This is a genomic window from Holdemanella sp. DFI.5.55 (assembly GCF_020593575.1).
GTDB lineage: Bacteria > Bacillota_I > Bacilli_A > Erysipelotrichales > Erysipelotrichaceae > Holdemanella > Holdemanella hominis.
In genome coordinates, this window is the sequence record NZ_JAJDMK010000005.1 from 60,295 (window position 1) to 72,176 (window position 11,882).

The 11,882-nt window shown below is 32.8% G+C and carries 10 protein-coding genes; 7 read left to right on the forward strand and 3 right to left on the reverse strand.

From position 1 onward, the window contains the following. Positions 1-4 precede the first annotated feature (4 nt). A complete protein-coding gene (locus tag LJE08_RS02510) occupies positions 5-778 on the forward strand; it encodes an NAD kinase (protein ID WP_117925510.1) in 774 nt (257 codons plus the stop codon). On the opposite strand, the gene LJE08_RS02515 is transcribed toward LJE08_RS02510, so the two are convergent. Beyond that, a complete protein-coding gene (locus LJE08_RS02515) occupies positions 762-2,000 on the reverse strand; it encodes an FtsW/RodA/SpoVE family cell cycle protein (RefSeq protein WP_117925512.1) in 1,239 nt (412 codons plus the stop codon). The two genes, LJE08_RS02510 and LJE08_RS02515, sit on opposite strands and share 17 nt — an antisense overlap. A gap of 86 nt (positions 2,001-2,086) precedes the next feature. Here LJE08_RS02515 and mutS point away from each other — a divergent pair, with 86 nt between their 5' ends. Genes mutS through LJE08_RS02545 form a run of 6 tightly spaced genes read left to right on the forward strand, consistent with a single transcriptional unit; the run spans position 2,087 to position 10,291 of the window. Beyond that, positions 2,087-4,627 (forward strand): DNA mismatch repair protein MutS, encoded by a 2,541-nt coding sequence (mutS, locus tag LJE08_RS02520; RefSeq protein ID WP_117925514.1) that lies wholly within the window; start codon positions 2,087-2,089, stop codon positions 4,625-4,627. Positions 4,628-4,659: 32 nt separating this feature from the next. Beyond that, positions 4,660-6,486, forward strand: coding sequence for a DNA mismatch repair endonuclease MutL (gene mutL / locus LJE08_RS02525; protein ID WP_227402332.1), 1,827 nt, complete (start codon positions 4,660-4,662; stop codon positions 6,484-6,486). Further along, positions 6,479-7,393 carry a tRNA (adenosine(37)-N6)-dimethylallyltransferase MiaA gene (gene miaA / locus LJE08_RS02530; RefSeq protein WP_227402333.1) on the forward strand — a complete coding sequence of 305 codons (915 nt, stop codon included), beginning with the start codon at positions 6,479-6,481 and terminating at the stop codon, positions 7,391-7,393. Before mutL ends, miaA begins: the two co-directional genes overlap by 8 nt. Further along, positions 7,380-8,066 (forward strand): ThiF family adenylyltransferase, encoded by a 687-nt coding sequence (locus LJE08_RS02535; protein WP_117925520.1) that lies wholly within the window; start codon positions 7,380-7,382, stop codon positions 8,064-8,066. The genes miaA and LJE08_RS02535 overlap by 14 nt, the downstream gene beginning before the upstream one ends. 15 nt (positions 8,067-8,081) lie before the next feature. Beyond that, positions 8,082-8,981 (forward strand): diacylglycerol kinase family protein, encoded by a 900-nt coding sequence (locus LJE08_RS02540; protein WP_117925522.1) that lies wholly within the window; start codon positions 8,082-8,084, stop codon positions 8,979-8,981. A gap of 38 nt (positions 8,982-9,019) precedes the next feature. Continuing rightward, positions 9,020-10,291, forward strand: a complete 1,272-nt coding sequence (locus tag LJE08_RS02545; RefSeq protein ID WP_186998573.1) for an HlyC/CorC family transporter — start codon at positions 9,020-9,022, stop codon at positions 10,289-10,291. 24 nt (positions 10,292-10,315) lie between these two features. On the opposite strand, the gene LJE08_RS02550 is transcribed toward LJE08_RS02545, so the two are convergent. Together LJE08_RS02550 and LJE08_RS02555 are read right to left on the reverse strand one after the other, a co-directional pair. Beyond that, the gene (locus tag LJE08_RS02550; RefSeq protein WP_186998572.1) at positions 10,316-11,053 is read right to left on the reverse strand and encodes an N-acetylmuramoyl-L-alanine amidase; all 738 of its coding nucleotides are present in this window, start codon (positions 11,051-11,053) and stop codon (positions 10,316-10,318) included. Positions 11,054-11,080: 27 nt separating this feature from the next. Then, positions 11,081-11,698, reverse strand: a complete 618-nt coding sequence (locus LJE08_RS02555; protein WP_227402334.1) for a YggS family pyridoxal phosphate-dependent enzyme — start codon at positions 11,696-11,698, stop codon at positions 11,081-11,083. Positions 11,699-11,882: the final 184 nt, after the last annotated feature.

The following is an 11,882-nucleotide window of genomic DNA, read 5'->3' on the forward strand; positions in this document are numbered from 1 at the left end:
TTTGATGCGTTTCAGTATAGTAGACAGAGGAGACGATAACTCAAAAAGAGTTGCAGAAACTCTAAAGAAAAAATGTATAGATATTGGATGGGAATATGATGATGAAAAATCTGAAGTTATTTTTTCTGTTGGAGGAGATGGTACTCTATTAAGAGCAATTCACACTTATATAGATAGATTGGATGAAATTCAATTCGTTGCGATACATACAGGGAATTTAGGCTTTTTTACCGATTATACACAAGATGAAGTGGATCATTTGGTTTATGATTTAAAACATAACCAGCCAAAAATTGAAGAGTTTAATTTACTTCAAATGGACCTTCCTCAAGTTAATGAAACATTATACGCATTAAATGAAGTTCGTATTGAGAGTTTAGCTAAAACATTGGTACTTGATATTTCGATAGATGATGAATTTTTTGAAAGTAGTCAAGGCTCAGGCATTTGTGTGAGCACACAATCTGGTTCTACTGCTGTGAATAGAGCACTTAAAGGAGCTGTTGTGGATCCAGGTTTAAAGGTTTTACAACTTTGTGAAATCATGCCTATCTCACATAAGAACCATCATTCTTTAAAAAATCCATATATTATGAATGATACGCGAAAAATAGGAGTTAGAGGAGATACACTGGCCTATGCACATGTATGTTATGATCACTTAGAAAGAGATTTAGAATCGATTTCTGAAATAATTATTCATTCGAGCACAAAAAAAGTACGATTCGCTAGATACCGTACTTATTCATATTTGACTCGACTTAAGAATTTATATTAATTAACTTACGTCTTTTTGAACGATTCAAACGAATCGTTCTTTTTGTTGCCGGTGAAATGTTTAAAATAATTGCGAATGAAATGAAGTAAGAAAGAATACTACTTCCTCCATAAGAAATCAACGGTAATGTGATACCAGTGATTGGAAGTAATCCAACAATCATCCCTGTATTTTGTAGTTGTTGATATAGCAGCATTGCGATAATACCGATTACAACAAATCGATCTTTTTTATTTTTTGTTGCGTAAGCTATTTTACATAAATAAATATCTAATAATAAACATAATAATAAGATAAATGTGGTTCCAATAAAGCCGAAGCATTGTCCAAAAGCAGCAAAGATAAAATCGGTATGTGCTTCTGGAATAGAGACGATATTTGCTTGTAACCCATATCCAGTTAATCCGGCACTACCTAATGACAATAACGCAGTATATAACTGGTTCGAACTACCTCGAATGTTACTTTCTGGTTCTAACCATGCATCAATTCTCTGCAGTTTGTATGAAGATATAAATGAAGCAAGAATATTAGGGTATTCGAAATATAAGAATAAGAAGGTTCCAACGACAATAACTATAAAGGCGAAAATACCAATAATATACTCTTTGCGTATACCACTACAACAGACTAAAATGAAAATATTGAATACGATAATAATACAAACACCAGTATCTGGCTGCATCATAATCAAAAATAATGGGGGGAATAATATTTTTGCGATTTCCCACAACAACATCAAGTCATCTTTATGTGTTGGATTTGGATGTGCATTTTGATGATCAACAATAATTTGTGAGACTAAAACAATTAAAACAATTTTAATAAATTCACTTGGCTGAAAACTACCAATCAAAGGCAGTTGAAACCATGAAATAGCACCATTAACTTCACTGGCAAAAGGAAGTGTGATACCCACTAAATTAAATAATAAGCGTGAGAAAAATAAATAAATAAGACATAGCATTAAAATTTTATAGGCCATATCCATATATGAATATATTTTTTTGTTTTGAAGAATTGAAAGGAAAAACATTGCGACAAATCCTACAATAAACCAAAATAATTGACGATATAAGTAGGAACTTCCGCTTCCAAATTTTATCAGGTTAAAAGAATTGTATAGTGCAAAACAACTTGTCATACCAAAAAGGATAAGAATTAGAATCAAACCAATATCAATTTGGATGGATTTGTTTTTCCATTGAATTGTTTGTTTCATTAATAAAACCTCCTTATTCAGTATTTTTAATTATAACATAATTATTTCGAATTTTTGTTATAATAGTAGTGTTAGGATGATGATTTATGGCAGAAAAAAAATATACACCAATGATGCAGCATTACTTGAAAATGAAAGAAGAAAATCCGGATTCGATTTTGTTTTATCGTTTAGGAGATTTTTATGAAATGTTTTTTGAAGATGCAAAATTGGTTTCTCAAGAATTAGATTTAGTATTAACAGGAAGAAGTGCTGGCGTTGAAGAAAAGGTACCTATGTGTGGTATTCCTTTTCATGCCGCAAATTCATATATTCAAAGATTAGTCAAAAAAGGGTATAAAGTAGCTATTTGCGAACAATTGGAAGATCCGTCTAGCGCAAAAGGACTGGTGGACCGAGGAATTATTAAAATAATTACACCTGGAACTTATATGGATGCAACAATGGATGCCAAGTCAACAAATTATATGGCATCTTGTGATGTTTCAAGTTTTGAAATTACAGTCATATATTGTGAATTAAGTACAGGTGAATTAAAGTATCAAACGCTACAAAGATCTTTGGTGGCGCTACAAAAGGCTCTTTTGGAACAAAATGTAAGTGAGCTTGTTTGTCCGATGACAATGGATAAAAAATGGATGGCTGCCCTAGAAGAAATGGATACAATGCTCATTTCAAAACATAAAAAGGCAAATATTGATCCTGAGGATCTACCTTTATTAAATGGAATTGAATCCGAATCTTTGAAAGAAGCGTTTGCGCTTTTAATGGCGTATTTAAAAGACACACAAAAACAACGTATTGATCATTTTTTACCAATAGAATCTATGGACAAAGATAAAGTTCTTGTTATGGATTATGAAACAAAGAATCATTTGGAGTTGGTTTCAAGTCAATCTTCGAATGCCAAGGCAGAAAGTCTATGGTCTTTTATGGATAAGTGTCAAAGTGCAATGGGATCAAGAATGTTAAAACGATGGATTGAATATCCATTGATTGATGCAGAAAAGATTGCGAAAAGACAAGCAGCGGTTAAAGATTTAAAAGAAAACTTTATGTTAAGAGAAAATCTAAAAGAACATTTAGTGTATGTGTATGATATGGAAAGACTTGCAAGTCGTATGGCTTATGGGAATGCAAGTCCTAGAGATGTACTTCAACTTGTAGCGACATTAGAACACGCAAAGCCTATTTTAGATTTAGCGTCTTCGTTGAATTCGTACCCAGAATTTAATGATGTGCCAGACTGCCAAGAATTATACAATGAAATAAAAAATGCGATTATAGAAAATCCACCATTAACACTAAAAGAAGGTGGAGTCTTTAATGATGGATACAATCAAGAATTGGATGAAGTTCGAAAAATAGCAAAACAAGGAAAAGACTTTATTCTGGAATTAGAAGCGAAAGAACGTGAAAGAACAGGGGTTAAATCATTAAAAGTAGGATATAACCGTGTATTTGGATATTATATTGAAGTTCGTAATGGAAATTTAGATAATATTAAAGAAGAATTTGGGTATCACCCGAAACAAACACTTGCGAATGCGACACGATTCATTACACAAGAATTAAAAGAAAAAGAAGAACAAATTCTACATGCACAAGAGACAAAGGTAAAACTAGAACAAAGTTTGTTTAATGATTTATTGTTGCGAATCAAAAGAGATTTATTTGATTTGCATGCATGTGCACAAGCATTATCTACAATTGATGTCCTTGTATCTTTGGCAATTCTTGCCAGTGAAAAAGGATATGTATGTCCAGTTTTCCATCCAGGTTACAATGTTAATGTGGTAGAGGGTAAGCACCCAATTTTGGATGATCGTATGAAAAAGAAGAGATATGTTTCAAATGATTGGAAAATGTCAGAAGAAGAACATATACAATTGATTACTGGACCAAACATGGGTGGTAAATCTACATATATGCGACAAAATGCCTTACTTGTAGTTATGGCACAAATGGGAAGTTTTATTCCAGCTAAAACAGCACAACTTCCAATTTTTGATCGAATCTTTACAAGAATCGGAGCATCGGATGATATATTGACAGGAAAAAGTACATTCATGGTGGAAATGATGGAAGCCAATACAGCTTTACGTTATGCTACAAAACATTCCTTGATTTTATTTGATGAAATTGGTCGTGGAACTGCAACTTATGATGGTATGGCTCTTGCTCAAGCAATGCTTGAATATATTGATGAAGCAATCGGAGCAAAAACATTATTTTCGACGCATTATCATGAATTAACGGAATTGGCGGAAGAACATCAATCTATGCGCAATGTACATGTTGATGTTCGTGAAGAGAAAAATGAGATTGAATTTAGATATCGTGTAATTGAAGGAAAGGCTGATAAATCTTATGGTATCAATGTTGCTAAACTCGCACATTTACCAAAAGTAGTTTTAGACAGAGCTTCACAACTTTTATTGAATTTTGAAAATCAAGATAACAATCAAAATTATCAACCAAGTTTGTTTGTGATGGATCAAGTTCAACCAGAAAAGTCACAACTTTTACAACAACTACAAGAATTAGATATCGACTCAATGACTCCTAGAGATGCTCTGGATTGTCTTTATGAGCTAAAAAAACTAAGCGAAAAAATCGAATCATAAATATGAAATTCATATGAATGGAGGTGTGAAGTATGGCTAAGATACATGTATTGAGTGAACATTTGACAAATATGATTGCGGCTGGTGAAGTCGTAGAAAGACCGGCTGGAATTGTAAAGGAATGCGTTGAAAACAGTATTGATGCAGGTGCTACAGTCATAGAAGTTGAAGTATACCAAGGTGGTATTGAACGAATTGTGATTACAGATGATGGCTGTGGAATGGATCATGAAGATGCACATTTAGCATTTATGCGACATGCCACAAGTAAAATGCATTCAGAAGAAGAATTATTCAATATTCAAACTATGGGATTTAGAGGGGAAGCTTTACCAAGTATTGCTTCTGTTGCCCAAGTTGAATTGCAGACAAGCAACGGTGAAGAAGGTACTTTATTAAGATACAACTATGGAAGTTTAGATGTTGATGAAACTTGCAATTGCCCACGAGGAACAAAATTAGATGTTTCTGGATTATTTGTTAAAACACCCGCAAGATTTAAACATTTAAAGAGTATTTCTTATGAATTTTCTGTAATTGCCGATTTAATGAATAAGATGACATTATCCCATCCGCAGATTCGTTTTCAACTTTCTCACGATGGAAGAGTTGTATTTCAAACAAGTGGCAATGGAAATATCCAAGAAATTCTATACCAAATGTATGGTAAAGAAGTAGCTCAGAATGCAATTCAATTTGAAGGAAACAATGAAGATTTTCATATTCATGGATATGCAATCCAGCCCAAAATCAATCGGGCCACAAAATATTTTATGTTTTTAACTTTAAATACAAGATTGATTCGCAGTGTCGCAATCCAAAAAGCAATTCTAGATGCATATAGTGATTATATGCCGCCGAATCGTTTTCCAATCGTTGTTTTACAAATGGATTCAGATACACAATTGGTTGACGTAAACGTACACCCTAATAAATGGGAGGTTCGTTTGTCAAAACAAGGCGAAATGCTAGATTTAATCAAAACAACAATTCAAGATGCTTTAAATGCTTCTTTAAAAACAGTAGCTGTTAGTAAACCTGAAAAGAAGAGTGTTGCATTTGAACAGCCAGAAATACAATATTCATATCCTGTTAAGCAACAGCCAAAAGAGAATAAATCGATTGAACAGAGTTTTAAAAATTATAATCCAGTAGTTATCAAAGAAAAAAAGGAGCAGATACAGATATATGAAGAAAAATCAGCTCCTGAAATAAAAATACAGGAAGAACCGATTTCATATCCAATTCCTAAGGAAGATAAGAATGATAAAGGTCCAGAATTCTTTTTGCACCTTCAAGTATTAGCTCAATTGCATGATTCCTATATCTTATGTAGTAATGAAGAAGGTTTGGTTATCGTGGATCAGCATGCTGCTCAGGAAAGATATCATTATGAGCAGTTAAACGAAAAATTATTGGTTCAATGTACAAACAAACAACCGCTTATGGTTCCTATTCAATTGGACGTCTCAAGTAATGTATTGGCTCAATATATGACCATTAATGAAAAAACAGCATTCTTTGGGATTGAATTTGAACCATTTGGAACGGATCAATTGATTCTTCGTGAAATTCCATTATGGTTTCATGATGTAGACCAAAAACAATTCTTACAAGATTTATTAGATTATTTTGTGGAAAATCAAGACGTAGATATGGCAAAACTTAGAAAACATATGATTGCGACTATGGCATGCCATAGTTCAATTCGTTTTAATCGACCATTATCTATGCAGGAAATGGAGCAAGTCATTTTAGATTTACAAAAGTGTAAACAACCATATCACTGTCCTCATGGAAGACCTACAGTTATTGTGATGAGTGATGGTGAGTTGAGAAAGGAATTTGAACGTGGATAGACAAAAAGTTTTAGCAATCGTAGGACCAACTGGAATTGGAAAAACAAGCCTTTCTGTATGGTTAGCCAAACAATTGAATGGAGAAATTATTTCCTGCGATAGTATGCAAGTATATAAAAAAATGGATATTGGCACGGCCAAAGTAACACAAGAAGAAATGCAAGGCATACATCATGAATTGATTGATGTTCAAAATTATAATGAACCTTACAATGTAAAGGTTTTTCAAGAAAAATGTCGTACAGCTATCGAAGATGTTGTAAAAAGAGGAAAGTTTCCTATTTTATGCGGAGGAACAGGACTTTATTTAAAAGCAGCATTATATGACTATGAATTTCAAGAAGAAAACGAAGATATCGCCTATACTGCTTTTTTGAATTCGAAAACGAATGAAGAATTGGTCGCAATGTTAAAAGAAAAAGATGAAAAAGCTCTAGAAAAAATTCATCCAAACAATCGCAAGCGATTGATTCGTGCTCTACAAATTTGTCGTAGTGGTACTTCAAAATCAGAACAAGAAGACAAACAACAACATATTCCATTATATGATGTGTATTTTTTAGGTTTAGATGTAGATAGAGATATTTTACATGATCGAATCAATAAAAGAGTAGATATTATGTTCGAGAATGGTTTGGTCAAAGAAGTAGAAGATTTATTTACAAATCCAGAAACGTGGGAATATACAAGTTTTCAAGGAATTGGATATAAAGAGTTTAAAGATTATTTCTTAAAAGAAAAGAGTATCGATGAAGTAAATACAGCTATAAAAACACATTCTAGACAATATGCGAAAAGACAATATACATGGTTTAAGAATCAGATGCCTGTACATTGGTTTGAAGCACAGAATAGAGATGAAATATATAGTGAAGTAAAGGAATGGTTGATGGATGAAGACAAATGAGAGAAGTGAATTGTTGCTGGGAAAAGAAGCATTAGAAACACTAAATGATAAGACAGTCCTTGTTGTTGGAGTTGGAGGAGTTGGTTCTTTTTGCGTAGAGGCCTTAGCAAGAACAGGAATTGGTCATTTAATTCTTATAGACAAAGACTGTGTGGAACCAAGTAATATTAATCGACAATTAGTGGCAACTTTAGATACAGTTAATGAAGTTAAAGTGGATGTATTAAAGAAACGAATTAGTACACTAAATCCTAATTGTATTGTAGATACATATGCATGTTTTTATGATCAAACGAAAGATGATGAAATATTTTCGCAACCCATTGATTTTGTCGTAGACTGCATTGATTCCATTCAGAGTAAAAAAGATTTGATGCAAGCATGTATTGAGCAAAATATACCGTTTTTATCAAGTATGGGAATGGCTAGGCGTAAAGATCCTACAAAATTAGTAGTTACAGAGGTAGAAAAAACAAGTTATGATCCAATGGCTAAACAGATTCGTCAGTGGAAAAGAAAAAATCGTATACGCAATAAAATCTGGGTGGTGGCATCTTTAGAACAACCGATTCCAGTAGAGTCAGGACAACCATTGCCTAGTGCTATTTTTGTACCTGCAAGTGCCGGATTGGTACTTGCGAGTGAATGTGTACAAAGATTGATTGAGTCATAAAGAGGTAATAATGATATGAAGGATGTATTTATTGTAAATCCCAAATCAGGGAAAAATAGTCAATATGAATTAATACAAGAAATCAAAGAGCATTTTCAAGGAAAACGTATTATCATTGAAAAAACAAAAAGTCCTGAACATGCGACGTTTATCGCAAAAAAGTATGCTCTATCCAATGAACCTGTGCATTTGTATGTGTGTGGCGGAGATGGTACTTTGCATGAAGTTATTAATGGGTGTGCCGAAAAAGAAAATGTGACTATTTCTGTGATTCCAATTGGAACGGGGAATGATTTTGTGAAATATTTCGAAGATTTAAAAAGAGGAGACTTTTTAAATCTGGAAAATTATACAGATCCAGAATATATGGATTGTGATTTGATTAAAGTAAATGGAGAATATTCAATAAATACAGTTTCTTTTGGATTTGACGTGGAGGTTGCACGTCAGGTAAATGCACTAAAAAAGAATATAAAGACAGAAGGAATCATACCCTATGTTTTATCAACATTGATTAGTTTAAGAAAACCAATAGGTCAAGACTATCAAATTCAGATTGATACTAAAAAATTACCAAAAGGGAAATATGGATTCCTTGTGTTTGCGAATGGAAAATACTATGGTGGAGGATTTAAGCCGTGTCCAGATGCCAATGTTGATGATGGCTGGATGGATGTTTGTTTGATTTCAGATGTAAAGAGACATCAAATAGTTCGATTGGCAAAGAAATATCAAGAAGGAACGCATATACAGTATAAAAATCTAGTTTCTATGTACCAAGCTAAAACGATACATTTAAATACAGAAAATGAAATGATTTATGCGAATATGGATGGAGAAGTAAAAGGATTTAAAAATCCAACAATAGAAATCGTAGAGAAAGCGATTCGACTTGCTCTTCCTAGAATATCGTGAGTATGATATAATATTCAAAAATATAGGGAGTGTGAAAAATGGACTCGGATTTATGGATACAAATCCTTGAATTAGTTATTTTATTAGCTTTATCAGGCTTCTTTTCTTCAGCTGAAACAGCAATGGTTTCAGTTAGTAAGATTCGCTTGAGAACTTTAGAAGATGAAGGAAATAAAAAAGCATCATTAGCTTTAAGAATATTAGAAAATCAATCAAAAATGCTAAGCGCTGTATTGATTGGTAATAACTTAGTTAATACTTCAGCAGCAAGTATTGCTTCATTGATTGCTTATTCATTTGGTGGAGCAGCCGTTAGTATTGCTACTTTTATCATAACTTTTTTAATTTTGGTTTTTGGAGAAATTACCCCTAAAACATGGGCAACAGTGAATGCGGATCAACTCGCAATTACGTATGCTCCGATTATTTCACTTTTGATGAAAGTTTTAACACCGATTATTTGGTTTGTGAATTTATTTAGTTCAGGTATTTTAAAATTAATGGGCATACAAAATCCAAATCAAAATATATCTATGACCGAAAGTGAGTTGCGTACAATTGTAGACGTTTCTCACGAAGAAGGTGTCATCGAAGAAGATGAAAAAGATATGATCAATAAAGTGTTTGATTTAGGGGATGCCAAAGCTAAAGATGTTATGATACCTCGTGTACATGTTGTGATGGCAGAAGTAGATAGTACATATAAAGACTTATTGGAAATATTTAGAGAAGAAAAGTTTACGCGTATTCCTATCTATCAAGATAAAATTGATAATATTATAGGTATCGTTAATATGAAAGACTTGTTGATGTATGATGATTTTTCATATTTTGATCTGCAAAAGATTCTTCGAAAACCAAAGTTCACATACGAAAATAAAAAAGTATCAGAATTATTGATTGAAATGAAACAATCCACATTTAATCTTGCGATAGTCATGGATGAATATGGAGAATTTTCAGGTATCGTTACGCTAGAAGATATCATTGAAGAAATCGTTGGCGATGTTCAGGATGAATACGATGCACACGAAGAAGAAAATATTGTGAAATTAAATAATCAAACATATGATGTCAAAGGATATTTAAGTTTACATGATTTAAACGATTATTTAGATTTAGATTTAGATAGTGAAGACTTCGATTCAGTTGGAGGTTTAGTAATCGATGCACTTGGTCGTTTACCACAGACAAATGATGAAACGACTTTACCAAATGGAATTCGCATTAAAGTCTTGAAAGTAGAAAAAAATCGTATAGAATCTGTACGATTGATTTTACCAGATACATTAACACAAAAGGATGTTTAACTACATGTGCGTAGTAAATATCCTTTATTTATTTTCAGTAATATATTTGTTGAAAGCCTTCGCAATAGCCTGGGCAACCTTCTTTTGATTTGTTGGATTTTTAAGCTTTTGTATTTCCTTGGTATTCGTACTAAAACCAGCTTCAAATAATATGGCTGGGATTTTTTGCTCGTCAACCACATGTAGAGGATAAAATTCAGTTGTAAGGGTACCACGGTCATGTGTCCAATCTAAACCAGATAAGTTTTTACATATATATTCTGTGATCTGTTCACTTGCTTTATCGTCTTGACGAATATAAGAAACATATCCAGAACAAGTAGGATCTTCATTTGAATTGATATGGAATGAGAAGAAATAATCGGCTTTTTCTTTTTTTGCCATCTTAACTCTCGCTTTTAAATCCTCTGTTTCATCTTCTGACCACGTTACTTTATCGCTTGTACGAGTATAGACAACTTTGATTTCTGGATTTAGTTTTTTTAGTTGTTTACCTGTTTCTAAAGCTAAAGCCAAAGTTAAATCTTTTTCGGTAGTACCATCTTCTGCAACGGTTCCCCCATCATAACCACCATGTCCAGCATCAATCATGACAGTCGCAATCGTTTCGTAATGTTTATTGACTGTTTTTGTCTTTGAATCTGAATTAGAAGTTGAGTGATTGGATAATAAAACTACGAAAGTTCCTATAATCAAACATATACATGCCAAAACAATAAGTAGGTTTTGTGGTTTCAACTTTCTTTTCTTTGAATTTTGCATGGGATTAGTATAGCACTGTTTAAAAAATTATTCAAAAATTGCGCGTCCAATTCGAACTGTATTCGAACCGTGCTTAACTGCTAACTTATAATCTTGAGACATACCCATGGATAAAGTGTCTATATCTGGATATTGCTCTTTTAGCTCTAAATAAAGGGTGTGCATCTGTTCAAATTCAGATTCTACTAATGCTTGATCCTCTGTTTTTGAGGCAACACACATAATTCCTTTAATTTGAATATGTTTAAATTCTTGCAATTGAGAAATAAAGTTTTTAGCATCCTTAAAAGAATATCCCGTTTTGTTTGGATCTTCCGAAATTTTTAGTTCTACCAATACCTTTTGAATGATGCCATGTTTATTCGCCTGTTTTTCAATTTCTTCAGCAAGTTTCAATGAATCCAAGCTTTCAATCACATCAACCTTTCCAACAATATACTTTACTTTGTTTGTCTGTAGATGCCCAATAATGTGCCAAGTATATTTTGGATCATACTTATCTATAAATTCCTGTACACGATTTTCTCCAAAAGTAGTTAGACCCATTTTTGCGACTTCATCAATTTCTTCCTTTGTACGCGTTTTAGATACAGCCACTACATTAAAATCTTGTGTTTTTAGTTCTTCAATCAACTCTTTATTCATATTAAAACAGTCCTTTCAATATCAATCTAATTATAATCAAAGAAAAAAAAGAAGCAATATTTGCTTCTAGTTAAATAGCTTTCCAAACAACCATCTTATAGTTGGTCCACACTGACTACTCCTCACCGTAAGCAATGAGGGTTCTGAACTGACAACATTATGCAGCAATCGTACATTATTTTCA

Bases quoted from the DNA above. Each gene is read 5' to 3' on its own strand.
- LJE08_RS02540 (WP_117925522.1), top strand. From the start codon at position 8,082: ATGAAGGATGTATTTATTGTAAATCCCAAATCAGGGAAAAATAGTCAA.
- LJE08_RS02535 (WP_117925520.1), top strand. From the start codon at position 7,380: ATGAAGACAAATGAGAGAAGTGAATTGTTGCTGGGAAAAGAAGCATTA.
- LJE08_RS02550 (WP_186998572.1), bottom strand. From the start codon at position 11,053: ATGCAAAATTCAAAGAAAAGAAAGTTGAAACCACAAAACCTACTTATT.
- LJE08_RS02510 (WP_117925510.1), top strand. From the start codon at position 5: ATGCGTTTCAGTATAGTAGACAGAGGAGACGATAACTCAAAAAGAGTT.
- LJE08_RS02515 (WP_117925512.1), bottom strand. From the start codon at position 2,000: ATGAAACAAACAATTCAATGGAAAAACAAATCCATCCAAATTGATATT.
- mutL (WP_227402332.1), top strand. From the start codon at position 4,660: ATGGCTAAGATACATGTATTGAGTGAACATTTGACAAATATGATTGCG.
- LJE08_RS02545 (WP_186998573.1), top strand. From the start codon at position 9,020: ATGGACTCGGATTTATGGATACAAATCCTTGAATTAGTTATTTTATTA.
- mutS (WP_117925514.1), top strand. From the start codon at position 2,087: ATGGCAGAAAAAAAATATACACCAATGATGCAGCATTACTTGAAAATG.
- LJE08_RS02555 (WP_227402334.1), bottom strand. From the start codon at position 11,698: ATGAATAAAGAGTTGATTGAAGAACTAAAAACACAAGATTTTAATGTA.